The following is a 25,375-nucleotide window of genomic DNA, read 5'->3' on the forward strand; positions in this document are numbered from 1 at the left end:
GGGAGGACGACACGGTGGCCGGCGACAGGCAAGCGGAGACGACGGTGTCCTCGGAGGCACGGGAGCAGCACGCGCAGCTCGCTGAGCAGATCGAGGAGCACCGCTTCCGGTACTACGTGAAGGACGCTCCGGTCATCAGCGACGCGGAGTTCGACCGGCTCCTGCGCGCCCTGGAGGCGCTGGAGGAGCGGTACGCCGAGCTGCGCACGCCCGACTCCCCGACCCAGAAGGTCGCGGGCGCGTACGAGACGGAGTTCACGGCCGTCCAGCACCGCGAGCGGATGCTCTCGCTGGACAACGCCTTCGACGACCTGGAGCTCGCCGCCTGGGCCGAGCGCGTCCACAAGGACGTCGGCTCGCTGACCCACCACTTCCTGTGCGAGCTCAAGGTCGACGGTCTCGCCGTCAACCTCACCTACGAGAAGGGCCGGCTCACGCGCGCGGCGACCCGCGGCGACGGCCGCACGGGCGAGGACATCACGCCCAACGTGCGCACCATCGCCGACATCCCCGACCGCCTCACGGGCGACGGGGTCCCCTCCCTGGTGGAGATCCGCGGCGAGGTCTACTTCCCGATGGAGAAGTTCGAGGAGCTCAACGCCCGGCTGGTCGAGGCCGGCGACAAGCCCTTCGCCAACCCGCGCAACGCGGCGGCCGGTTCGCTGCGCCAGAAGGACCCGCGCGTGACCGCCTCGCGTCCGCTGCACATGGTCGTGCACGGCATCGGCGCCCTGGAGGGCTACGAGGGCCTCGACCGTCTCTCCGAGGCCTACGACCTGCTCAAGACGTGGGGCCTGCCCACCTCCCGGCACAACAAGGTGGTCGACGACCTCGACGGCGTACGGGAGTTCATCGCCTACTTCGGCGAGAACCGGCACTCCGTGGAGCACGAGATCGACGGCGTCGTCGTCAAGCTCGACGAGATCCGGCTCCAGGGCCGGCTCGGCTCCACGGCCCGCGCGCCCCGGTGGGCGATCGCCTACAAGTACGCGCCGGAGGAGGTCAACACCAAGCTCGTCGACATCAAGGTGGGCGTCGGCCGCACCGGCCGCGTCACGCCGTACGCCCAGGTCGAGCCGGTCACGGTGGCGGGCTCCGAGGTCGAGTTCGCCACCCTGCACAACCGGGACGTCGTCAAGGCCAAGGGCGTCCTGATCGGCGACACCGTGGTGCTGCGCAAGGCGGGCGACGTGATCCCGGAGATCCTCGGCCCCGTCGTCGACCTGCGCGACGGCGACGAGCGCGAGTTCGTGATGCCGTCCGAGTGCCCCGAGTGCGGGACGCCGCTGCGGCCCATGAAGGAGGGCGACGTCGACCTGCGCTGCCCCAACGCCCGCACCTGCCCGGCCCAGTTGCGCGAGCGGCTCTTCTACCTAGCGGGCCGCAAGGCACTGGACATCGACCACTTCGGGTACGTGGCCGCGGCCGCCCTCACCAAGCCGCTGGAGCCCGCGGACCCGCCGCTGGCCGACGAGGGCGACCTGTTCGACCTCACCATCGACCGGCTGCTGCCCATCAAGGCGTACGTCCTCGACCAGGACAGCGGACTGCCCAAGCGCGATCCGAAGACCGGCGAGGAGAAGATCGCCACCGTCTTCGCCAACCAGCTGGGCGAGCCCCGCAAGAACGCGCTCGCCATGCTCGACACCATCGCCGCCGCCAAGGAACGCCCGCTGGCGCGCATCCTCACCGGCCTGTCGATCCGCCACGTCGGACCGGTCGCGGCGGAGGCGCTGGCCCGGGAGTTCCGCTCGATCGAGCGGATCGAGCGGGCCACCGAGGAGGAGCTCGCGGCGACCGACGGCGTCGGCGCCATCATCGCCGCCTCCCTGAAGGAGTGGTTCGCCGAGGAGTGGCACCAGGAGATCCTGCGCAAGTGGAAGGCGGCCGGCGTCCGCATGGAGGAGGAGGGATCCGCCGGGGACGAGGGGCCGCGCCCCCTCGAAGGCCTCACGGTCGTCGTCACCGGCACCCTCGAACACTTCACCCGGGACGGCGCCAAGGAAGCGCTCCAGAGCCGCGGCGCGAAGGTCACCGGCTCGGTCTCCAAGAAGACGTCGTTCGTCGTTGTGGGTGACAGCCCCGGATCGAAGTACGACAAGGCGATGCAGCTCAAGGTTCCCGTGCTGGACGAGGACGGCTTCGCCGTCCTGCTGGAGCGCGGTCCCGAGGCGGCTTCCGAAGCGGCCCTGCCCGCCGAGGAGTAGCGCGCGGCGGCGGTTGAAGGCCACCCGATCGGCGCATACCAGATGCATACGGGTGGCCGGGGCGCATTCGGGCAACCGTCGACGACCGCTGCCCGTGGAAGCCTTCTGCGGCCTACTGTTGAGGCGTGCGCCTGCCGTGCCCAGCTGCGGTCGGGGCATCCCTTTGCCCCTGGCGGGCAGAAGGAAGGGTTTTCCAACGCGGCGCCGCCCCAGATCGCCGGGCAACGGGCCGCGTGGCGTGGGCACCGCCGGCTGTGAGAGGGACGGGAATGGAACCGACCGAGAGCGCCGCCCCGGACGCGGCGGCGCGCCGACGCGGGGTCGCCGGCGTCTGGTGGGGGAGCTGGTGGGCGGAGCGCTCCGCCGCGCGTCCCGGCGCGGAGGCGTACGTGCCCCACACCGAGCCGCACTCCACGCTCGACGCGCGCGCCCTGCTCCAGTCGCCTCCCGGTCTGCCCGGCGGAGCCGCCGCCGACCGGCACCTGTCCTGGCCCGCCCTGCCCGCGGCCGTCGTCGGCGCGGCCGCCTTCGCCCTCGGCGCGGGTTTCTACCGCGCCTTCACCGACGGCCAGGCCCTCTTCCCGTGCGGCACGGCCGGCTGGGCGCTGGCCGTCCTGGCCGGCGTCATCGTCGGACACCTGGTCCTGCTCGGCCGCGCCCGCTGGTGGGGCGGCACCGGCTCCGGCGCCGCCCTCACCCTCGCCGTGCTCCTGCTGTACGGCTGGGTGCCGGCCGGCATGGTCAGCCTCTCCGTGGTCGTGCTCGTCGGCATAGCCCGGCGCCACCGCTGGCGTCAGGGCGTGCTGCACGGCGCGGTGGACGTCCTCGGCATCGGCGCGGGCGCGCTCCTGCTGGCCGCCTGCGGGCGGATACCGTCCGTGGAGCGCCCCTGGGCGCCGGACACCTGGACGCTCTACACCGCCCCCCAGGTCGTTTTGGTGGCCGTCGCCTACCTCGCCGTGACCCGCGTCCTGCTCTGGTACCTGCACGCCCCCCGCGTCGGCGGACTGCCCACCGTCGCCCGCACCGCCCTGGTCAGACAGGGGCTGCTGGCGGTCGCGCTGCTCGGCATCGCCCCCCTGATCTGCGTGGTGGCCCTGGCCAAGCCCGTCCTGCTGCCGCTGTTCGCCATCCCGCTCATCGCCCTCGACTCCACCCTGTGGATAGCGCGCGCCCGTGCCGAGGAGCAGCTGCGCGACCCGCTGACCGGGCTGCCGAACCGTCAGTGGCTGCTGGAGCGGATCTGGACCGCCCTGGACGACGCCGAGCGCATCGGCGCCCGGGCCGCGCTGATGCTCATCGACCTGGACCGCTTCCGCTCCGTCAACGACACCCTCGGCCATCTCGCCGGGGACCGGCTGCTGTTGCAGATCGCCGACCGGCTGCGGGTCGCGCTCCCGCGCGGGGCGGAGGTCGCGCGTCTCGGCGGGGACGAGTTCGCCGTCTTACTGCCCGTCGCGGACTCCACCACCTCCGCGAGCCGGATCGCCCGGGCCCTGGTCGCCGACCTGAGCTCGCCGCTCGACCTCGACGGCCTCACCCTCGTGCTGGAGGCCAGCGCCGGGGTCGCCGTCTTCCCCGACCACGCGCTCGACGCCGAGGGCCTGCTGCGCCGGGCCGACGTCGCGATGTACCAGGCCAAGCGGGACCGCACCGGAGTCGAGGTGTACGAGTCCAAGCGCGACTCCAACACCCCCGACCGGCTCGGTCTGCTGGGCGACCTGCGGCGCGCCCTGGACGCGCACGAGGTGCAGCTTCACTACCAGCCGAAGGTCCGCTTCGACGGACAGGTGGCGGGCCTGGAGGCCCTGGTGCGCTGGGTGCACCCGGAGCGCGGGAAGGTTCCGCCGGACGAGTTCATAGCGATCGCCGAGTCGTCCGGGCTGATGCCCCATCTGACGGAGTACGTGCTGGACACCGCGCTCGCCCAGGTCGCCCGCTGGCGCGCCCAGGGCCTGTTCGTGCCGGTCGCCGTGAACGTCTCCCCGCGCGACGTCCACACGCCGGGCTTCGCCGGATCCGTCGCCGCGCGCCTCGCCCGGCACGGGGTGCCCGCGGGCGCGCTCCAGCTGGAGATCACCGAGCACGTCCTCCTGGAGGACCCGCAGCGCGCCGCCGACACCCTCAACGCGCTGACCGGCCACGGCGTGAAGATGTCCCTGGACGACTTCGGCACCGGCTACTCCTCCCTGGTCCACCTGCGCCGGCTGCCGGTGAGCGAGCTGAAGATCGACCGCTCCTTCGTGGCCCGGCTGGCCGTGGACGCCGAGGACGCCGAGATCGTGCGCTGCACCCTCGACCTGGCGCACTCCCTGGGGCTGCTGGTGGTCGCCGAGGGCGTCGAGGACGACGAGACGTGGGAACGGCTGCGCGACCTGGGCTGCGACGCCGTGCAGGGCTGGCTGGTGGCCGCCGCCATGCCCCCGGAGGAGACGACGGCCTGGCTGCGCGCCCGCGGCTCCCGCGGCTGGCAACGGCCGGCGGCGGCGCTGCCCGCGGCCGCCTCCGACGACTGACCCCGCCGGGCCGCCGGGCCGCGAGGTCGCGCCGGCCCGCGCCCGGGAGAGGCCCTCCCGTCTTCCGTCCCCGTCCCCTTCCGGACGGCGTTCGCCCCCGCCCGGCGGCACCCGCACGGTCCTGCGGCACGGCGGCGTGACGGCGGTGGCGTGCGGGATCCGCCTCGCCGCCGCGAGGCCGTCGCGATCGACGCGGCCCTGCTCTTCCCCGCCCGGGTCCGGCTCCCGTCGCCGTGCCCGGCCGAACCGCGTCACGCCCACCACCCCCGGCCCCCTAGGATTGGCCGCAAAGCACACACACTCACTCCACCCCAGAGGAACGCTGCATGCCTGGCATCACGCGCGAGGAGGTCGCCCACCTCGCCCGGCTGGCGCGTCTGGAGCTGAAGCCCGAAGAGCTCGAACACTTCGCGGGACAGCTGGACGACATCATCGGCGCGGTCGCCCGCGTCAGCGAGGTCGCCGACCAAGACGTACCGCCGACCTCGCACCCGCTCCCGCTGACCAACGTCATGCGGCCGGACGAGGTCCGTCCGTCGCTCACCCCCGAGCAGGCGCTCTCCGGCGCCCCGGCCCAGGAGCAGCAGCGTTTCAAGGTGCCGCAGATCCTGGGGGAGGACTAACCGCCATGACGGACAACGTCGCCATCATCAAGCTCACCGCCGCCGAGACGGCCGCGAGGATCGCCTCCGGCGCGCTCACGGCCGTCCAGGTCACCGAGGCGCACCTGGCGCGCATCGAGGCCGTCGACGAGAAGGTGCACGCCTTCCTGCACGTCGACCGCGAGGGCGCCCTCGCGCAGGCCCGCGCCGTCGACGAGAAGCGGGAGCGCGGCGAGAAGCTCGGCCCGCTGGCCGGTGTGCCGCTCGCGCTCAAGGACATCTTCACCACCGAGGGCATCCCGACGACCGTCGGCTCGAAGATCCTCGAAGGCTGGATCCCGCCGTACGACGCCACGCTCACCAAGCGGCTGAAGGCCGCCGACGTGGTCATCCTCGGCAAGACCAACATGGACGAGTTCGCCATGGGGTCCTCCACCGAGAACAGCGCCTACGGCCCGACCGGCAACCCCTGGGACCTCACCAAGATCCCCGGCGGCTCCGGCGGCGGCTCCTCCGCCGCGCTGGCCTCCTTCCAGGCGCCGCTGGCCATCGGCACCGACACCGGCGGCTCCATCCGCCAGCCGGCCGCCGTCACCGGCACCGTCGGCGTGAAGCCGACGTACGGCGCGGTCTCGCGCTACGGCATGGTCGCCTTCTCGTCCTCCCTCGACCAGGGCGGCCCCTGTGCCCGCACGGTCCTGGACACGGCGCTGCTGCACGAGGTCATCGCCGGGCACGACCCGCTGGACTCCACGTCCATCGACGCGCCCGTCCCGCCGGTCGTCGAGGCCGCCCGCAACGGCAGCGTCGCCGGCATGCGCGTCGGCGTCGTCAAGCAGTTCCGCGGCGAGGGCTACCAGGCCGGCGTCATCCAGCGCTTCGACGAGTCCGTCGCGCTGCTGAAGGAGCTCGGCGCCGAGATCGTCGAGCTGGACTGCCCGTCCTTCGACCTGGCCCTGTCGGCGTACTACCTGATCGCGCCGTCCGAGTGCTCGTCCAACCTGGCCCGCTTCGACGGCCTGCGCTACGGCCTGCGCGTCGGCGACGACGGCACCCGCTCGGCCGAGGACGTCACCTCCCTCACCCGTGAGGCGGGCTTCGGCCCCGAGGTCAAGCGCCGCATCATGCTCGGCACGTACGCCCTGTCCAGCGGCTACTACGACGCCTACTACGGCTCCGCCCAGAAGGTCCGCACGCTCATCACGCGCGACTTCGAGAAGGCCTTCGAGCAGGTCGACGTGATCGTCTCGCCGACGACCCCGACCACCGCCTTCGCGATCGGCGAGCGCGCCGACGACCCGATGGCGATGTACCTGGCCGACCTGTGCACCATCCCGACCAACCTCGCGGGCAACGCGGCCATGTCGCTGCCCTGCGGGCTCGCCCCGGAGGACAACCTCCCGGTGGGCCTTCAGATCATCGCCCCGGCGCTGAAGGACGACCGCCTGTACAAGGTCGGCGCCGCCGTCGAGGCCGCCTTCGTGGAAAGGTGGGGGCACCCGCTTCTCGAGGAGGCTCCGTCGCTGTGAGCGCACTGAACAAGGCCAAGGGCTTCAAGAAGTCCAAGTCCGGTACGTACCTGTCCATCGCCGGGACCGCGTTCGGCGCGTTCGGCGTCGCCAAGCGGCTCAAGAAGGCCCGCGCCGAGAAGGACACCCTGGTCCTGATCGACGCCACCGTGTCCGCCGTCGCCATCGTCACCGGCCTCGCCATCCTCTACCGCGAGCTGAAGCGGCTGGGCGACGACGACGTCCTGCTGGGCTGAGAGGGAAGTTTCACCGTGACCACCACGACCGACCTGGTGTCGTACGAGGACGCACTCGCGTCGTACGACCCCGTCATGGGCCTCGAGGTCCATGTCGAACTCGGCACCAAGACGAAGATGTTCTGCGGCTGTTCGACCGAGCTCGGCAGGGACGCCAACACGCAGACCTGCCCCACGTGCCTCGGCATGCCCGGCGCGCTCCCGGTCGTCAACGCGATCGGGATCGAGTCGGCGATCAAGATCGGCCTCGCGCTGAACTGCGAGATCGCCGAGTGGTGCCGCTTCGCCCGGAAGAACTACTTCTATCCGGACATGCCGAAGAACTTCCAGACCTCCCAGTACGACGAGCCGATCGCCTTCGACGGCTACCTCGACGTGCAGCTGGAGGACGGCGAGACCTTCCGGGTGCAGATCGAGCGCGCCCACATGGAGGAGGACACCGGCAAGTCGACCCACGTCGGCGGCGCCACCGGCCGCATCCACGGCGCGTCCCACTCGCTGCTGGACTACAACCGCGCCGGCATCCCGCTCATCGAGATCGTCACCAAGCCGATCGAGGGCGCGGGCGAGCGCGCCCCCGAGGTCGCGCGGGCCTACGTGCGTGAACTGCGCGAGCTCATCAAGGCGCTCGGCGTCTCCGAGGCGCGCATGGAGATGGGCCAGATGCGCTGCGACGTCAACCTGTCGCTGCGCCCGCACGGCCGGGAGAAGTTCGGCACGCGGTCCGAGACGAAGAACGTGAACTCGCTGCGGTCCGTGGAGCGCGCGGCCCGTTTCGAGATCCAGCGGCACGCGGCCGTGCTGAACGGCGGCGGCACGATCATCCAGGAGACCCGCCACTTCCACGAGGACACCGGGTCCACGACCTCGGGCCGCGTGAAGGAGGAGGCCGAGGACTACCGGTACTTCCCGGAGCCCGACCTGGTGCCCGTCGCCCCGTCCCGCGCCTGGGTCGAGGAGATCCGCGCCGGTCTGCCGGAACTGCCGCTGGTCCGCCGCAACCGGCTGGTCGCCGAGTGGGGCATCTCCGCCACCGACATGCAGTCGATCCTGAACGCCGGTGCGCTGGACCTGATCGTCGCCACCATCGACGCCGGGGCCGACGCGGCCTCCGCCCGCAAGTGGTGGATGGGCGAACTGGCGCGCAGCGCCAACGAGTCGGGCGCCTCGCTCGACGAGCTGGCGATCACGCCGGAGCAGGTCGCGCGGGTCACCGAGCTGGTCACCAAGGGCGACCTGAACGACAAGCTGGCCCGTCAGGTCATCGAGGGCGTCCTCGCGGGCGAGGGCACCCCGGACGAGGTCGTCGACCAGCGCGGTCTGAAGGTCGTCTCCGACGACTCGGCGCTGGGCACGGCCGTCGACGAGGCCATCGCCGGCAACCCGGGCGTCGCCGACAAGATCCGCGGCGGCAAGGTCGCCGCCGCCGGCGCGCTGGTCGGCGCGGTGATGAAGGCCACGCGCGGCCAGGCCGACGCGGCCCGCGTCAAGGAGCTCATCCTGGAGAAGCTGGGCGTCACCGAGGGCTGAGGCCGACCGTGACGGCGAGGGGGTGCACCGCGAACCGGTGCACCCCTTTCCGCCGCGCGCGCAGCGACGCGCTACGCTCGCCCGCCATGAGTGCACGAACCGACTCCGAACCCCACAGCGACATAGAGGCCCCGGAGGAGGAGTACGGCACCGAGGACGCCCGCAAGGCGCGCTGGACCGCGACCGTCACCGGAGCGCTGCTCACCCTCGCCGGCCTCGCCGCCTCCCTCATGCGCCTCACCCGCTCCGTCCCGGCCCTCGTCCCGTCGGCCTACGCCCTCGGCGCCGCCGTCTGCGCCGTCGCCGCGTTCCTCGGCTCCCGGGGCCGCACCCGGCGCGCGCTGTGGCTGCTCGTCGCCGGCGTCACCGTGATGGCGTTCGGCGACCAGGCCGACTGACCGGCCCCGACAGCGCGGGCGTTATTGTCCTGTGATCTGCCTCCCACTCCTGTGAAAAGCCACACGAACGCGACAAACGATCTCGCGCGCCTGCAAGAGTGAACCCGTATCGCTCATACGTTCTTTGCGGGCTGTTTCCCGGTCAAAGATCCACACTTCACCTCCGGGAGCACATCAGTGGCAGCCCTCGCACGTTGGTGTGTCCGCAACCGTCTGCTCGCGGTACTGCTCTGGCTGCTCGCCCTCGGCGGCACGGCCACCGCGGCCGTCGTCACCGGCTCGGCCTACTCCGACGACTACGAGGTCCCCGGCACCGAGTCCGGCCGCGCCACGCAGCTGCTCACCGAGGCCTTCCCCCACCTCGGGGGCGACAGCGACACCGTCGTCTGGCACACCACCACGGGCGCCGTCCGGGCCGCCGACGTCGAACAGACCATGACCCGCACGCTGGAGAAGATCGGCGAACTGCCCGGCGTGGCCTCCGTGGCCGGTCCCTACGACGGTCAGGGCGCGGCGCAGATCAGCAAGGACGGGCGCACGGCCTACGCCACCGTCGTCTTCGCCGACCGCGCCGAGGACGTCGACCGCGGCGAGGCGCAGGCCGTCGTCGACACCGCGCGGGCCGCCCGCGGCGACGGCCTCCAGGTCGAACTGGGCGGCAGCGCGATCGCCCTCACCGAGTCCTCCGGCGGCCATCTCGCCGAACTCGTCGGCGTGGCCGTCGCCGCGGTGGTGCTCTTCCTCGCCTTCGGCTCGCTGGCCGCCTCGGCGCTGCCCATCGCCACCGCCCTGGTCGGCGTGGGCACCGCCTACGCGGGGATCTCGCTGCTCGGGCACGCCATGACGGTCGCCGACTTCGCGCCGATGCTCGGCCTGCTCGTCGGGCTCGGCGTCGGCATCGACTACGCCCTGTTCATCGTCACGAGGCACCGGCGCGGACTCAAACGCGGGCTGCCGGTCGCCGAGGCCGCCGCGAACGCCGTGGCCACCACCGGGCGCGCCGTGGTCTTCGCGGGCGCCACCGTGTGCCTCGCCCTGCTCGGCATGCTGACGCTGCGCCTGGGCTTCCTCAACGGCGTGGCGGTCGCCGCCTCGCTGACCGTCGTGCTCACCGTGGCCGCCTCCGTCACGCTGCTGCCGGCCCTGCTGTCGCTCCTCGGCATGCGCGCCCTCAGCCGCCGCGAACGGCGCCGCCTCGCCGACCACGGGCCGCAGCCCGAACTGCCGACCGGGCTCGCCGCCCGCTGGTCGGCGTTCGTCGAACGCCACCCCCGGCTGCTCGGCGCGCTCGCCCTCGTCGTCGTCGCGGTCCTCGCCCTGCCCACCCTCTCCCTGCGGCTGGGCAGCTCCGACCAGGGCAACGGCCCGAAGTCAGCCACCACCCGCCAGGCCTACGACCTGCTCGCCGACGGCTTCGGCCCCGGCGTGAACGGCCCGCTGACCCTGGTGACCCGCGTCCAGGGCGCCGAGGACCGGCTCGCCCTGGACAACCTCGACACCGCCCTGCGCGCCGTCGACGGCGTGGCGTCCGTGACGCCGGTGACCTTCGACTCCGGCGGCCGCGCCGCCCACCTCACGGTCGTGCCGCAGTCCTCGCCGCAGTCGCCGCGCACCAGCGACCTCGTCGACCGGCTGCGCACCGAGGTGCTGCCCCGCGCCGAGGCCGGCACCTCCCTCGACGTGCACGTCGGCGGGGTGACCGCCGGCTACGACGACTTCGCGGACGTCATCGTCGGCAAGCTGCCCCTGTTCGTGGGGGTCGTCATCACCCTGGGCGCTCTGCTGCTCCTGCTCGCCTTCCGGTCCGTCGGCATCCCGCTCAAGGCCGCCGTGATGAACGTGGCCGCCGTCGCCGCCGCGTTCGGGATCGTCGTCGCCATCTTCCAGTGGGGCTGGGGGAGCGAGCTGCTGGGCCTCGGCCGGGCCGGACCGATCGAGCCCTTCCTCCCCGTGATCATGGTGTCGGTGCTCTTCGGCCTCTCCATGGACTACCAGGTCTTCCTGGTCAGCCGGATGTACGAGGAGTGGCTGGAGACCGGCGACAACCGGCGTGCCGTCCGGGTCGGCCTCGCCGAGACCAGCCGGGTGATCAACTCCGCCGCGGTCATCATGATCTCGGTGTTCCTGGCCTTCGTCCTCAGCGGCGACCGGGTGATCGCCATGTTCGGCATCGGCCTCGCCGCCGCCGTCGCCCTCGACGCGTTCGTGCTGCGCACGCTGCTGGTTCCCGCGCTGATGCACCTGCTCGGCGGCGCCAACTGGTGGCTGCCGCGCGGCCTCGACCGGCGCCTGCCGAGGATCAGCATCGAACCTCCCGAGTGCCGCGCCGCCCATGAGAGGCTCGCGCAGGCTGTGGACGCAGCACACGTACTGGAGAAGGAGCGGCGAGCGGATGTACGCGACATCGCTGGGTGACGACGGAGCCGAACTGCGCCCCCTGGAGCCCTGGCACGCCGAGGAGTTCCTCGCACACCTCGAACGCGGCCGGGAGTTCATCAACCGCTACGTCCCCTTCGGCTCGAAGGCCGTGGACGAGGCCGGCGCGCGCGAGGTGCTCCAGCGCTACGCCGACATGCGGGCCGCCGACACCGGCTCGCTGCACGGCCTGTGGCTGGACGGCCGGCTGGTGGGCGGCGTGCTCTTCCTGAACTTCGACGCCGAGGCCGGCAACTGCGAGGTCGGCTGCTGGCTGGAGCCCGCCGGCACCGGCCGCGGACTGATCACCAGGGCGATCCGGGTGCTGATCGACTTCGCCGTGGACCGGCGCGGGATCCAGCGGGTCGAGTGGGTCGCCTCCGCCGGGAACACGCCCAGCCTGAACGTCGCCCGGCGCCTGGGCATGACCCGGGACGGCGTGCGCCGGCAGGCGTACCCCTATCGTGGGGTGCGGCACGACCTGGAAGTGTGGTCCGTGCTGGCCCAGGAGTGGCGCGACGCACGCGGGCGCGCCGCTCACGACGATCATTAAGGGACCTCTCAGAGAGCGTCCGTACGGTGCGAGGTATGGGAACCAAGACTGCTGACGAGACCGGCGCCGAGACCGCCGGGACCACGACCGACGACGAGAAGGCGGCCGTCACCGAGACCGACGCCGGGGACGAGGTGACCGCGCAGGCGCCGCACTCCGAGGAGAGCGCCGACGAACCCGCCGCCGAGCACCGGGCCCCCGTCGAGGACGGCTCCGCCGGCGTCGGCCAGGGCGCGGGCGCCGTGGTCTCCGCCGCGCTCGGCTTCGTCTCGCTCACCGGCAGCTGGATCGGCACCCTCGCCGGCGCCCGCCAGACCCTGGTCGGCCAGCTCCAGACGTCTGCCTCCTCGGGCACGACCGTCGCCAGGCAACTGGAGGCGATCTACGGCGACGCCTGGCAGGCCACCGCGCTGTGGGCCGGCCTGTTCGCCCTGGCCGCGCTGGTCACCGGCGTCGTCGTGCTGGCCCGCCCGGCCTTCGGCAGCCCGGCCCGCCCGCAGGCGGCCTGGATCAAGTCCGTCTCCTGGGCCGGCGTCGTCCTCGGCGTCATCGGCCTGCTGCTCGCCGTCCTGAAGTACACCGACGCCCTGCTCGGCCTGCCCCCCGCGAGCTGAGTCCGCGCACGTCACCAGGGGTCTTAGACCGGCCGTAGGCGCCTTACGGCCGGTCTGAGGCCCCTTCGGCGCGTCTAAGGCCCCGCCCACCGCCGAAGATGCGGAACTCTCCCGATGTGGCGCACCCCCCTGGCGGACGACAGTAGAGGCATCGCAGCAAGCGAAGCCCGACACCGACCGCTCAGGGGACACACCATGTACGAGCTCGAACTCCACCAGGCCCGCTCCACCGAACTGCGCCGCCGCGCCGCCGACGAGCGACTGGCCCACGAGGCCGTCCGCGCCGCCCGACGCGAGGCCGCCGCGCGACGCTCGCAGGACGAGGCCGAGAGCCAACCGCCCAGCCGCCGTTCGCGCCGGTTCGGATTCCCCCGGCCGGCGTGAACACCGCCACCGCGCGGGGCGGCCGCACGGGGGTCGGCCGCCCCGCGGACGAGGGCCCGGCGATATCCGCTGGGCCCTCGTCGTTCCCGCATGCCATGCTCGCCCCCGTGGAGACCAGGTCCGTCAGCCCCGTCTTCGTCGGCCGCGCCGACGAACTGGACACCCTGAACGAGGCGCTCGCGCGCGCCACGACGGGCGAGCCGCAGGCGCTGCTCATCGGCGGCGAGGCCGGCGTCGGAAAGACCCGCCTGGTCGAGGAGTTCGCCTCGGCCGCCCGACGCCGGGGCGCCGTCGTCGCCCTCGGCGGCTGTGTCGAGATCGGCGCCGACGGACTGCCCTTCGCCCCGTTCTCCACCGCCCTGCGCGCCCTGCGCCGCGCCCTGCCGGACGAACTCGCCTCCTGCGCGGCCGGCCAGGAGGAGGAACTCGCCCGGCTCCTGCCGGAGTTGGGGCACAGCCGGACCGGCCGCCACGACGAGGAGGGCATGGCCCGCCTCTTCGAGCTCACCGCCCGCGTCCTGGAACGCGTCGCCGCCGAGCACACGGTCGTCCTCGTCCTGGAGGACCTGCACTGGGCCGACGCCTCCACCCGCCACCTCCTGTCCTACCTGCTGCGCACCCTGCGCACCGGCCGCCTCGTCGTCCTCGCCACCTACCGCGCCGACGACATCCACCGCCGCCACCCGCTGCGTCCCCTGCTCGCCGAACTCGACCGGCTGCGCACCGTCCGCCGCCTGGAACTGGGCCGCCTCACCCGCGACGAGGTCTGCCGCCAGATCGCCGGCATCCTCGCCCAGGAACCCGACCCCGCCCAGGTCGACGACATCTTCGAACGCTCCGACGGCAACGCCTTCTTCGTCGAGGAACTGGCCGTCGCCGCCACCGAGGGCTGCTGCACCGGTCTCACCGACTCGCTGCGCGACCTGCTGCTCGTCCGCGTAGAGGCGCTGCCCGAGAGCGCCCAGCACGTCGCCCGGATCGTGGCCGAGGGCGGCTCCACCGTCGAGTACCGGCTGCTCGACGCCGTCGCCCGGCTCGCCGAGGACGACCTCATCGGGGCGCTGCGCGCCGCCGTGAACGCCAACCTCCTGCTCGCCACCCCCGACGGCGACGGCTACCGCTTCCGCCACTCCCTGGTCCGCGAGGCCGTCGGCGACGACCTGCTGCCCGGCGAACGCGCCCGCCTCAACCGCCGCTACGCCGAGGCCCTCCAGGGCGACCCCACCCTCGTCCCCTCCGACGAGCGCGTCATGCGGCTGGCCAGCTACTGGTACCACGCCCACGACCCGGCCAAGGCCCTGCCCGCCGTCCTCGACGCCTCCGTCGAGGCCCGCTCGCGCCGCGCCTACAGCGAGCAACTGCGCCTCCTGGAGCGGGCGATGGAACTGTGGGAGTCCGCTCCCGAGGACGTGCGCGCCGCGCTGCGCCCCGCCGACTACACCGAGGCCTACCCTCCCGCACCGCCCGAACGGCGGGCGGGGACCCCGGGCGGGCGCGACCCCGACGCCGCGCCGCTGCGGTATCTCGACCTCATGGCCGAGGCCGCCGTCGCGGGCCGCTACTGCGGGGAGCGCGAACGCGCCCTGAAGATCGCCAAGCGGGCGCTGCGGCTGCTGGAGGACGAGGACGACCCCCTGCGCGCCGCCTGGTTCTGGATGCAGCGCTCCCGGCTGGCGCGCTCCCTGGGCCGGGGCAGCGGCCGCGAGGAACTGGCCACCGCGCAGGAGCTGCTGCGCGGGCTGCCGCCGAGCGCCGTGCACGCCGAGGTGCTCACCCACCTCGCCAACTGGTCGACGATCCACGAGCCCGGGCCCGAGGCCTACCGGGCGGCCGAGCGCGCCGTGGAGTACGCCCGCATGATCGGCTCGCGCGAGACCGAGCTCGACGCCCGCCAGATCCTCGGCGTCCTCATGGTCCACGCCGGTCACATCGAGGCCGGGCTCGCGGAGCTGCACGAGGTCAGGGAGCGGGCCCTCGCCGAGGACGCCCCCGCCGTCGCCCTCAACGCCTACGTCAACCTCCCCTCCGAGCTGGAGGCGGTCGGCCGCTCCCGGGAGGCCGTCCCGATGCTGGAGAAGGGGCTCGACTTCGCCCGGCGGCACGGACCGCCGGACACCGAGGCCTGGGTGTGGGGCAACCTCGCCGAATCCCTCTTCTCCCTGGGCCGTTGGGACGAGGCGGACCGCGCGTGCGCCGCCGCCGGCCGGGTGGGACAGGGCGTCGCGGTCCGCGGGGTGCACGCCACCCTGCGCGCCGAACTCGCCCTCGCACGCGGCGATCTCGCCGAGGCCGCACGCCGACTCGACGCGGGCCGGGCCTTCTTCGTCTCCCAGGAGCGCGCCCCGCAGCACCACCTCCCCCTCACCCGGCTGGCCGTCCAGCTGGCCGCGGCCCAAGGCCGCCCGCTGGAGGCCCGCGCCCACCTCGCACCCGTCCTGGACCACGGCTTCCCGCCCGGCACCCAGCGCGACGCGTGGCCCCTGCTGCTCGCCGCCGCGGCCGTCGAGGGCGACGCCCGCGCCCTGCCCGCCGCCGACGACGGCCGCGCCGACCTGCTGGCCCGCATCCGCGCCGCCGCCAGGAAACTCGTCACGATCGCGCCGGTCTGGCAGGCCCACGAACACTGGGTCCGCGCCGAACTCCGGCGGGCCGAGGGCCACACCGACCCGGACGACTGGTGCGGGGTCGTCAGCGCCTTCGAACGCCTGGAACGCCCCTACGACCTCGCCCGCACCCGGCTCCGCCTCGCCGAGACCCTGCTCGCCACCGGCGCCGACGGCGACCGCGAGCGGGCCGCCGAGCTCCTGCGCCTCGCCCACGCGGTCGCCGCCCACCTCGGCGCCCGCCCCCTCGCCGACGCCGTCGCCCTGCTCGGCCGGCGCGCCCGGCTGCTCCCGGCGCCCGTCGCGGGCCGGCCGGCCGCTCCCGCCGACCCGCTGTCCGCCCTGGGCCTGACCAGCCGGGAGCGGGACGTCCTGCGGCTGGTGTCCGAGGGGCGCACCAACCGCCAGATCGCCGAGGAACTGTTCATCTCGCCGAAGACGGCGAGCGTCCACGTCTCGAACATCCTGTCCAAGCTCGACGTCTCCGGCCGGGGCGAGGCGGCGGCCGTGGCGCACCGGCTGGGGCTGTTCCCTCCGCGCGCCGAAGACCGGGTGAGCGCGCGATAATGGGCATCGGCCCGTGACCCGGCACGGCGGAGGAGGACGATGTTCAATCCCTTCGAGGAGCTCTTCGCGCCGGGCCGCAAGCACACCCGGGACGAGCAGAACCGGCTGGAGCTGACCCGGGAGGACGTCGGCGACGCCGATCCCGGGCGCGGACCGATAGACCTCGCCTCGGGAAAGGTCGTGGTCCGCGCCGCCGAGCCCGACCCGGCCGGGCAGGAGCCGCCGGCCGAGGACGGGTGACGGCGCTCAGCTCACCCGCAGCTCCAGGATCCGGTCGTCCCCCTGCTTCGGCGCGCCGCGGCCGTCGGTGTTGCTGGTCGTGACCCAGAGCCTGTCGCCGCCCGCCGACACGACCGTGCGCAGCCGCCCGTACTCGCCCTCGAGGAAGGCCTGCGGGGCCGCCGAGGCCGCCGTGCCGTTCAGCGGGACGCGCCACAGACGCCGTCCCTTGAGACCGGCCATCCAGATCGACCCCTGGGCGTAGGCGATGCCGCTGGGGGAGGCGTCGTCGGTGTGCCACTGGGCTATCGGGTCGCGGAACCTCCCGTCCGCGCCGCCCTTGCCCTCCGCGAGCGGCCAGCCGTAGTCGGCGCCCGGCGCGATCGCGTTCAGCTCGTCCCAGGTGTCCTGGCCGAACTCCGAGGCGAACAGTCGCTGCTCCGCGTCCCAGGCCAGGCCCTGCACGTTGCGATGGCCGTAGGAGTACACCGGTGAGTCCGGGAAGGGGTCGCCCGGGGCCGGCTCGCCCTCCGGGGTCAGCCGCAGGATCTTGCCGCCCAGGGACTTCCTGTCCTGGGCCAGCCCCCGGTCGCCGGTCTCGCCGGTGCCGACGTACAGCATCCCGTCGGGCCCGAACGCGATCCGCCCACCGTTGTGGATCATGCCCTTGGGGATGCCCTTGAAGATCGTGTCGGGCGCCCCCAGCTGGTCCCCGGCCGGCCGCTTCGCGTCGTAGAGCATCCGCACGACGCGGTTGTCCGAGGCGGTGGTGAGATAGGCGTACACCGTGCGGTCCGAGGCGTAGCCGGGGGACAGGGCGAGGCCGAGCAGGCCGCCCTCGCCGGCGGGGGAGACGCCGGGCACCTCGCCGACTCGCGTCTTCGCGCCCGTCTTCTCGTCCACCCGGGTGATCGTCCCCTCGTCGCGCGAGGCGACCAGCAGGCCGCCCTCGGGAAGGGGGGCCAGGCCCCAGGGGCTGTTCAGGCCCTGGGCGATCGTGCGCACCACCGCGGCCGTGCCCTTCGCGGGCGGGGTCCGCCCGGCGGACGGGGAGACGGGCGGACTCGCGCCACCCGGGGAGGCGCTGGCGGAGACGCGCGGAGCCTCCCCGGCGCCCGAGGAACAGCCGGCCGTCGCCAGCAGGGCGCTCCCGGTCAGCACGGCCACCACGGCGGACACAGCTCGACGTCCCACGATCACGGTCCCTTCGGCACGGCGGTCCCCGGCACGGGCTCCACTCGTCCTACGCCCAGTCCTACGCGGCGCACGCCTCCAGGGTTCCCGATCCGCGCCGACACCACCCCCGGGGGGCCGTTCAGTCCCACGAACCCAGCGCCGTCGGCAGTGTCGCCACCTCCGCCAGGTCCTGCGGTGTCAGGCGCAGCCCGGCCGCCGCCGCGTTCTCCGTCACCCAGCGTTCCCGCTTGGCGCCCGGCACGGGGACGACGTGCCGGCCGCGGGTCAGCACCCAGGCCAGCGCCACCTGCGCGGCGGTCACCCCTTCGCCGTGCCGGGCGGCGATCCGCCGCAGACCCGCCACGATCGGCTGGTTCGAGGCCATCATCTCGGCGGTGAACCGCGGATGCCGGGCCCGCAGGTCGTCCGGTTCGAAGCCCCGGCCGGGCTTCAGGGTGCCGGTCAGGAAGCCGTTGCCGAGCGGCATCGCCGCCAGGAAGCCCACGCCGCGCGCCTCGCACCACGGCAGCAGCGTCTCCAGCGCCTCGGGCGACCACACCGACAGCTCCGCCTCCACCGCGCCCACCGGGAAGACCTGTTGGACGCGCCGCAACTGCCGAATCGTTCCGTCGTACAGACCGCCGGACCGGCGACCGCCGCGCGCCCCCACCGCGCACCACCCCAACGCCCGTACCTTGCCCGCCTGTACGAGCTCCGCCATCGCACCCCAGGTCTCCTCGACCGGGACCTCGGGATCCGCGCGGTGCAACTGGTAGAGGTCGATGACGTCCGTCTGCAACCGCCGCAGGGACGCGTCGCAGGCCCGTCTCACGTACCCGGGACGGCCGTTGGCGACGAGGTGCTGGTCGCCGACGAGCAGCCCCACCTTCGTCGACACGAACGCGTCCGCCCGCCGTTCCTTCAACGCCCGCCCCAACAACAGCTCGTTGGTGAAGGGGCCGTACATGTCGGCGGTGTCCAGCAGCGACGACCCCGCGTCCAACGCCCGGTGCACCGCCCTGAGCGACTCGTCGCCCCGCTGCCGCGACCGGCTGTACGCCCAGCTCATCGGCATGCACCCGAGGCCCACGGCCCCCACCTCGAGCGCCCCCGCGCCGATCGTCCTGCGCTCCACCTGCTCGTGACCCTCCCTCGCCGGACCCCCCAACCTAACCGCTGGGGCGAGGCGCCCCTGACATAGCCTCCTGGCATGACCGCTGACCTGGCACGCGACGTATGGCTGCCCATCCCGCCCGACGAGATCGACGGGCTTCCCGAGGGGCTCGACTACCTGTTCTGGGACGGCGGCGAGAACGGCGACCAGCCGTTCCCCGGGGATCCCGCGCGCTGCGTCGTGTACGTGGTGCCGTACATGAAGCGACAGGGCGTGAAGGTGCGGCCGCTGCGGGAGATGCGCAACCTCGAGGTCGTGCAGACCCTCACCGCGGGCGTCGACGACATCACCGCGCGGCTGGCGGACCTCGTGCCCGGGGTGCGGCTGTGCAACGCGCGCGGGGTGCACGAGGCGAGCACCGCCGAACTGGCGCTCACCCTGACCCTGGCCTCCCTGCGCGGCATCCCCCGATTCGTGCGCGCACAGGACGAGGGGCGCTGGAGCAGCGCGTTCCATCCGGCGCTCGCCGACAAGAACGTCCTCGTCGTCGGGTACGGCTCGATCGGCTCCGCCATCGAGGACCGGCTCGTGCCGTTCGAGGTGGCGCGGGTGGCGCGCGTCGCGCGCTCCTGGCGCACGACGGCGCGCGGTCCCGTGCACCCGATCGCCGAACTGCCCGCCCTGCTCCCCGAGTCGGACGTGGTGATCGTCTCGACGCCCCTCGACGACAGCACCCGCCGTCTCGTCGACGCCGACTTCCTGGCCCGGATGAAGGACGGCGCGCTGCTGGTCAACGTGGCCCGCGGAGCGGTCGTCGACACCGAGGCGCTGCTCGTCGAACTGCGCAAGGGCCGCATCACGGCCGCACTGGACGTCACCGACCCCGAACCCCTGCCCCCGGGCCACCCGTTGTGGACCGCTCCGGGCGTCCTCATCAGCCCCCACGTCGGCGGACCCACCTCCGCCTTCCGCCCCCGCGCCGAGCGGCTGCTGGCGGACCAGTTGAGCCGCTTCGTGAACCGCGAACCGCTGCGCAACGTGATCGTGACGACGGGCGCGGACGACGGATCCTGACGGCGCCGGCGGCCCGCCGCCCCGTCCCGGGCACGCTCCGCAGTCCCGCGGACGCGTTCTGTACCTCATCCGGATGCATATGCCGATGATCGTCACGCAGCGTAGAGGAACTATGTCCCTGAGTGACGAACCTGGTGTATCGTCCCGACAGGGGCTGCGCCGCGCACGATCGGCGTCAGGGATGGGCATTTCAGACTTGTGAGGGGGGCGACGGGCGATGCACGGCCTATGGACGAACGATCCGACGCGGCGGAGCCGCCGGCGACGACCCTGGCGCCCGGCCGCGGGCGCACACGGTCACCGCACCCACCACGGTCCGCCCCACGGCCCTCCCCCTCGGGAGTGCGACCGCGGGAGGCGGACGCAGCAGCCGCCCCGCACCCTCCGGGGTCCGGGAGCGACACGGACCGGGAGGCCGCGGTGAGTTCGCCGTCGACCTCCGCGCCCCTGCTCGACGGAGCGCTGCGGACGCAGCCCCCGAGCGGGAGGCCTCGCCTCGGACCGCCGTCCGCCCACGGTCCGGGATCGCACCTGGTCCACCAGCTTCTGCTGGCCCTGGTCTGCGCGGTGTACGCCGTCGGCTCCGCGCTGGGCTGGGGCTCCGACCGACTCGCGCTGATCATGGGCGACTTCGGGCTCACCGGTGCGGCCGGCACGGCCGCCGTCTCCTGTCTCCTCTATGCGCGCAGCCGCCGTGTGCGCTTTCGGCCCGCCTGGATGCTGTTCTCGCTCTCCTCGGCCATGGCGGCCCTCGGCAACCTGGTCTGGGGCTGGTACGAGGTGGTCCTCGGCCGCCCCGTGCCCAGCCCCAGCTTCGCCGACCTGTTCTTCCTGTGCTTCGCGCCCCCCGCCATCGTGGGGCTGCTGGTGCTCGCCGCCCGCCCCATGACGAAGGCCGGCTGGGTCTGCCTGGCGCTGGACGCCTGGCTGATCGCCGGCTCGCTGCTCACCCTCTCCTGGAGCCTCGCGCTCGCCCAGGCCGCCAAGTTCGACGGCCCCAGCGTGGCGCACGCCGCCCTCTCGCTGGCGTACCCGCTGCTGGACATCGCGCTGGTGAGCATGGTGCTGGTGCTGCACTTCCGGCGCACCTCCGTGAACCGCACGGCGGTGAACACGGCCGTCGGCGCCCTCGCGCTGACCGTGATGTGCGACGCCCTGTTCACCTCGCCGCTGCTGCACAACAACTACCGCTCGGGCCAGCTCCTCGACGCGGGCTGGTTCGCCGGCTCGCTGCTCCTGGCCTACGCGCCCTGGGCCGCCTCCCGCCGACAGGCCGCGGAGGAGGGGCACACGCGCGTGGTGCTCGAACACCTCCCCGGCCAGCGCGTCGGCGGGCGCCCCCAGGCCCAGCCGCGCATCCCGGGCCGCGCCCGGCAGTCCGCGCCGCAGGAGGCCCGCACCCCCCTGCACCCGCAGGCCCCGACGCCTGCGCAGGGAGGCGATCACGGCCGCTTCCCGGTCACCCGGCCCATCACCGGCTCGCTGGCCGCGCTGACGCCCTATCTCGCCGCCGCCGTCTGCACCCTGGGGATCCTCTACAACGTCCTCAACGGACGCAGCGTCGACCGCGTGGTGCTGCTGACCGGCGGCACGGTCGTGCTCGCCCTGGTGGTGCGCCAGGGGATCATGCTGCTCGACAACATCACCCTCACCCAGGAACTGGCGCAGAAGGAGAACCACTTCCGCTCCCTGGTGCAGGGCTCCAGCGACGTCATCATGATCGCCGCGCCCAGCGGGGTGCTGCGCTATGTCTCCCCGGCCGCCGCCGGCGTCTACGGCCGGTCCGCCGAGGACCTCGTGGGCACCGAGCTCGCCGACCTGATCCACCCCGGCGACCTGGGCTGCGTGGTGCACGAGGTGCGCCGCTTCCTCGCGGCGAGCCCCCAGGACGAGCCCACCACCCGCATCGAGTGCCGGTTCCGCTCCGGCGACGGCGGCTGGCTCAACGTCGAGTCCACCGTCAACCGCCACCACGGGGGCCTGATCTTCAACAGCCGGGACGTCACCGAGCGCGTGCGGCTACAGGCCCAGCTCCAGCACAACGCCGAGCACGACCCGCTCACCGACCTGCCCAACCGCGCGCTGTTCACCCGGCGCGTCCAGCAGGCCCTGTCCGGCCGGCGCAGCTCCGACCGCGGCCAGGCCCTGCGGGGCACGGCGGTCCTCTTCATCGACCTCGACGGGTTCAAGGCCGTCAACGACACCATCGGCCACGCGGCCGGCGACCAGCTCCTGGTCCAGGCCGCCCGCCGGCTCCAGGACGCGGTCCGCACGTCGGACACCGCCTCCCGGCTCGGCGGCGACGAGTTCGCGGCCCTGATCGTCGGCGACGGCGTCCGCGACCGTGCCGCCCGTGAACGGCACATACTGGAACTCGCCGACCGCCTGCGCCTCACGCTCTCCCAGCCGTACCTCATCGACGGCGGCGAGGTGCGGGTCGCCGCGTCCATCGGCGTCGCCTTCGCCGAGCCCGGCCTCGGCGCCGGGGAACTGCTGCGCAACGCCGACCTCGCCATGTACCGCGCCAAGGCCGGCGGCAAGGGCCGCGTCGAGCTCTACAAGCCGCAGATGCAGCAGGACGTCGTGCGCAAGGCCGAACTGGCCACCCGGCTGCGGGCCGCGCTGCACGACGGCGAGTTCGCGCTGCTGCACCAGCCCGTGGCGCGCCTGGAGGACGGCCGGATCACGGCGGTGGCCGCGCAGGCCCGCTGGCGCTCCTCCCAGGGCGTCCTCTTCACACCGGCCGAGTTCCTGCGCGTCGCGGAGGACGGCGACAGGACGGCCGAGCTGGGCCGCTGGGTGCTGGAGGAGGCCGTCGAGCAGGCCGCCGACCGGACCGCGAGCGGGCTGACCCTGCCGGTGGTCGTGCGGATGGGCGCCCGGCGGCTGACGGACCGTTCGATGCCCCTGGGCTCGGTGGAGGCGCTGCTGACCCGGCACGGGCTGCCGTCCGGTTCGCTCGTGGTCGAGCTCTCCGACACCGACCCCAGGGTGCCGCTGGACGAGCTGGAGCGCCGTCTGGGGGCCCTGAAGCGCCTCGGGGTCCGCATCGCCCTGGACGGCTTCGGCAGCGGCTACGCGGCCCTCACGGCGCTGCGCCGGCTCCCCGTGGACATCCTCAAGCTGGACCGCTCGCTGGTCGAGGGCGTCGTCGAGTCCGCGCGCCTGCACAAGATCACCAGTGGGCTGCTGCGGATCGCCGGCGACCTGGGGCTCCAGTCGGTCGCCGACGGCGTGGACCTTCCCGAACAGGTCGTCGCACTGCGGGCGATGGGCTGCACCCACGGCCAGGGCATGGCCTTCTCCGGGCCGCTGGACGAGTACCGGCTGCGCCGGGCCCTGGCGACGGGCCGCTTCCCGGTGCCGCACGGACCCGGGGAGCCCGCGTTCGCGGGCGGCGGCGCGGGGGTGTACACCAGTGGTGTCCACGCCGGCGGCGTCGTCGGCGGCGTCACCGCCGTGCTGGGGAGCGCAAGTGCCCGTCGCTCACATAATGAGACTCACGTCCCACCCACTTGACAGTCGGTGCGCGCCAGGGGGAGGGTCAATGCCATGCGCACCCGAATTCTCGTACTTGGAAAGCGCGTCGGCTGAAGCTGGTGACGTCCGGTCGGACCGGAACTCACCGCGACCCACACCCGGCGCGCTCCCCTCGCTTGCCTATCGGCACGAGGGGTTTTTTGTTGCACAAAACCCGCAGGCTCCGCCCGCAGCAGGACCGGCACGACCCGCACCACCCGCACGACCCTCAGTAAAACCCTCAGCATCGAGAAGAGAATGCCGATGACCGAGCAGGCCACCGGGGCCCATCCGCAGCCGCGGCCCCGATCCGGAGGACACTCCGCGACCGTCGAGCACGTGACGGGTGCGCAGTCCCTCATCCGTTCTCTCGAGGAGGTCGGCGCCGACACGGTATTCGGCATTCCCGGCGGTGCGATCCTTCCCGCCTACGACCCGCTGATGGACTCCACCCGCGTCCGGCACGTCCTGGTCCGGCACGAGCAGGGCGCCGGTCACGCCGCCACCGGCTACGCCCAGGCCACCGGCCGCGTCGGCGTCTGCATGGCGACCTCCGGGCCCGGCGCCACCAACCTGGTGACCCCCATCGCCGACGCCCACATGGACTCGGTGCCGCTCGTGGCGATCACCGGGCAGGTGGCCTCCAAGGCGATCGGCACGGACGCCTTCCAGGAGGCGGACATCGTCGGCATCACCATGCCGATCACCAAGCACAACTTCCTGGTCACCAGGGCCGAGGACATCCCGCAGGTCATCGCGCAGGCGTTCCACATCGCCTCCACCGGCCGTCCGGGCCCGGTCCTGGTGGACATCGCCAAGGACGCCCTCCAGGCGAAGACGACGTTCTCCTGGCCGCCCGTCATGGACCTGCCCGGCTACCGCCCGGTGACCAAGCCGCACGCCAAGCAGATCCGCGAGGCCGCGAAGCTGATCACCGCCGCGAAGCGGCCGATCCTGTACGTCGGCGGCGGCGTGCTCAAGGCCGGCGCCACCGCCGAGCTGAAGGTGCTGGCCGAGCTGACCGGCGCGCCCGTCACCACCACGCTGATGGCGCTGGGCGCGTTCCCCGACAGCCACCCGCAGCACCTGGGCATGCCCGGCATGCACGGCTCCGTGGCCGCCGTCACCGGACTGCAGAAGGCCGACCTGATCGTCGCCCTCGGCGCCCGCTTCGACGACCGCGTCACCGGCAAGCTCGACAGCTTCGCGCCCTTCGCCAAGATCGTCCACGCGGACATCGACCCGGCGGAGATCGGCAAGAACCGCACCGCCGACGTCCCGATCGTGGGCGACGCGCGCGAGGTCATCGCCGACCTGGTGCAGGCCGTCCAGAAGGAGCACAGCGAGGGCCAGCGGGGCGACTACACCGCCTGGTGGAAGGACCTCAGCCGCTGGCGCGAGACCTACCCGCTCGGCTACGACCAGCCCTCCGACGGCTCGCTCTCCCCGCAGCAGGTCATCGAGCGGATCGGACAGCTCGCCCCCGAGGGGACGATCTTCGCCGCAGGCGTCGGCCAGCACCAGATGTGGGCGGCGCACTTCATCCGGTACGAGCAGCCCGCCACCTGGCTGAACTCCGGCGGCGCGGGCACGATGGGCTACGCGGTCCCGGCCGCGATGGGCGCCAAGGCCGGCGCGCCCGACCAGGCGGTCTGGGCGATCGACGGCGACGGCTGCTTCCAGATGACCAACCAGGAGCTCACCACCTGCGCCCTGAACAACATCCCGATCAAGGTCGCCATCATCAACAACGGCGCCCTCGGGATGGTCCGCCAGTGGCAGACCCTGTTCTACAACCAGCGCTACTCCAACACGGTGCTGCACTCCGGTCCCCACGACGTGAACCCCGACGCCCGGGGCACGCGCGTCCCGGACTTCGTGAAGCTGTCCGAGGCCATGGGCTGCCACGCGATCCGCTGCGAGTCCCCTGACGACCTCGACAAGGTCATCGAGGAGGCGAACTCGATCAACGACCGCCCGGTCGTCGTCGACTTCATCGTCCACGAGGACGCGATGGTGTGGCCGATGGTGGCCGCCGGCACCTCCAACGACGAGATCATGGCCGCCCGGGACGTCCGCCCCGACTTCGGCGACAACGAAGACGACTGAGCGAGAGAGA

The 25,375-nt window shown here is 73.2% G+C and carries 18 protein-coding genes; 16 read left to right on the top strand and 2 right to left on the bottom strand.

Annotation, left to right across the window (positions count from 1 at the left end; all coding sequences use genetic code 11):
• Positions 1-14 precede the first annotated feature (14 nt).
• From ligA to KMS84_RS00630, 13 genes are all read left to right on the top strand, one after another.
• Positions 15-2,207, top strand: coding sequence for an NAD-dependent DNA ligase LigA (gene ligA, locus KMS84_RS00570; protein WP_256913992.1), 2,193 nt, complete (start codon positions 15-17; stop codon positions 2,205-2,207).
• 269 nt (positions 2,208-2,476) lie between these two features.
• Positions 2,477-4,723, top strand: a complete 2,247-nt coding sequence (locus tag KMS84_RS00575) for a putative bifunctional diguanylate cyclase/phosphodiesterase (protein WP_256913993.1) — start codon at positions 2,477-2,479, stop codon at positions 4,721-4,723.
• Between the two features lie 326 nt (positions 4,724-5,049).
• Positions 5,050-5,346, top strand: a complete 297-nt coding sequence (gatC, locus tag KMS84_RS00580; RefSeq protein WP_030231941.1) for an Asp-tRNA(Asn)/Glu-tRNA(Gln) amidotransferase subunit GatC — start codon at positions 5,050-5,052, stop codon at positions 5,344-5,346.
• 5 nt (positions 5,347-5,351) lie between these two features.
• Positions 5,352-6,854, top strand: a complete 1,503-nt coding sequence (gene gatA, locus KMS84_RS00585; protein WP_256913994.1) for an Asp-tRNA(Asn)/Glu-tRNA(Gln) amidotransferase subunit GatA — start codon at positions 5,352-5,354, stop codon at positions 6,852-6,854.
• Entirely contained in the window at positions 6,851-7,090 is a 240-nt protein-coding gene (locus KMS84_RS00590; protein WP_020131415.1) for a hypothetical protein, read from the top strand. The genes gatA and KMS84_RS00590 overlap by 4 nt, the downstream gene beginning before the upstream one ends.
• Before the next feature lie 15 nt (positions 7,091-7,105).
• On the top strand, positions 7,106-8,620 hold the full coding sequence (gene gatB, locus KMS84_RS00595; RefSeq protein ID WP_256913995.1) for an Asp-tRNA(Asn)/Glu-tRNA(Gln) amidotransferase subunit GatB: 1,515 nt from the start codon (positions 7,106-7,108) through the stop codon (positions 8,618-8,620).
• Between the two features lie 86 nt (positions 8,621-8,706).
• Positions 8,707-9,018, top strand: a complete 312-nt coding sequence (locus tag KMS84_RS00600; RefSeq protein WP_256913996.1) for a hypothetical protein — start codon at positions 8,707-8,709, stop codon at positions 9,016-9,018.
• A 177-nt stretch (positions 9,019-9,195) separates the two neighbouring features.
• Entirely contained in the window at positions 9,196-11,433 is a 2,238-nt protein-coding gene (locus KMS84_RS00605) for an MMPL family transporter (RefSeq protein ID WP_256913997.1), read from the top strand.
• The gene (locus KMS84_RS00610; protein WP_256913998.1) at positions 11,411-11,986 is read left to right on the top strand and encodes a GNAT family N-acetyltransferase; all 576 of its coding nucleotides are present in this window, start codon (positions 11,411-11,413) and stop codon (positions 11,984-11,986) included. The genes KMS84_RS00605 and KMS84_RS00610 overlap by 23 nt, the downstream gene beginning before the upstream one ends.
• Positions 11,987-12,021: 35 nt before the next feature.
• Positions 12,022-12,600: a hypothetical protein gene (locus KMS84_RS00615; protein ID WP_256913999.1), complete on the top strand. Its 579-nt coding sequence runs from the start codon at positions 12,022-12,024 to the stop codon at positions 12,598-12,600.
• Between the two features lie 195 nt (positions 12,601-12,795).
• Positions 12,796-12,984 carry a hypothetical protein gene (locus tag KMS84_RS00620; protein ID WP_256914000.1) on the top strand — a complete coding sequence of 63 codons (189 nt, stop codon included), beginning with the start codon at positions 12,796-12,798 and terminating at the stop codon, positions 12,982-12,984.
• Between the two features lie 95 nt (positions 12,985-13,079).
• Positions 13,080-16,154 carry a helix-turn-helix transcriptional regulator gene (locus KMS84_RS00625; RefSeq protein ID WP_285892975.1) on the top strand — a complete coding sequence of 1,025 codons (3,075 nt, stop codon included), beginning with the start codon at positions 13,080-13,082 and terminating at the stop codon, positions 16,152-16,154.
• A 39-nt stretch (positions 16,155-16,193) separates the two neighbouring features.
• Positions 16,194-16,394, top strand: coding sequence for a DUF6191 domain-containing protein (locus tag KMS84_RS00630; protein ID WP_256914001.1), 201 nt, complete (start codon positions 16,194-16,196; stop codon positions 16,392-16,394).
• 6 nt (positions 16,395-16,400) lie between these two features.
• On the opposite strand, the gene KMS84_RS00635 is transcribed toward KMS84_RS00630, so the two are convergent.
• Together KMS84_RS00635 and KMS84_RS00640 are read right to left on the bottom strand one after the other, a co-directional pair.
• The gene (locus KMS84_RS00635; RefSeq protein ID WP_438818886.1) at positions 16,401-17,567 is read right to left on the bottom strand and encodes a PQQ-dependent sugar dehydrogenase; all 1,167 of its coding nucleotides are present in this window, start codon (positions 17,565-17,567) and stop codon (positions 16,401-16,403) included.
• 121 nt (positions 17,568-17,688) lie between these two features.
• Positions 17,689-18,684, bottom strand: coding sequence for an aldo/keto reductase (locus KMS84_RS00640; protein WP_256914003.1), 996 nt, complete (start codon positions 18,682-18,684; stop codon positions 17,689-17,691).
• A 75-nt stretch (positions 18,685-18,759) separates the two neighbouring features.
• Between KMS84_RS00640 and KMS84_RS00645 the strand changes: the two genes are divergently transcribed.
• The 3 genes from KMS84_RS00645 to KMS84_RS00655 all read left to right on the top strand — a co-directional run bounded on the left by KMS84_RS00645 (position 18,760) and on the right by KMS84_RS00655 (position 25,365).
• Positions 18,760-19,737 (top strand): 2-hydroxyacid dehydrogenase, encoded by a 978-nt coding sequence (locus KMS84_RS00645; RefSeq protein ID WP_256914004.1) that lies wholly within the window; start codon positions 18,760-18,762, stop codon positions 19,735-19,737.
• A 420-nt stretch (positions 19,738-20,157) separates the two neighbouring features.
• The gene (locus KMS84_RS00650; protein WP_256914005.1) at positions 20,158-23,256 is read left to right on the top strand and encodes a putative bifunctional diguanylate cyclase/phosphodiesterase; all 3,099 of its coding nucleotides are present in this window, start codon (positions 20,158-20,160) and stop codon (positions 23,254-23,256) included.
• Positions 23,257-23,514: 258 nt separating this feature from the next.
• A complete protein-coding gene (locus KMS84_RS00655; RefSeq protein ID WP_256914006.1) occupies positions 23,515-25,365 on the top strand; it encodes an acetolactate synthase large subunit in 1,851 nt (616 codons plus the stop codon).
• The last annotated feature ends 10 nt before the right edge of the window (positions 25,366-25,375 follow it).

The organism is Streptomyces hilarionis (genome assembly GCF_024539675.1).
In the GTDB taxonomy this organism is placed as follows: Bacteria; Actinomycetota; Actinomycetes; order Streptomycetales; family Streptomycetaceae; genus Streptomyces; species Streptomyces hilarionis.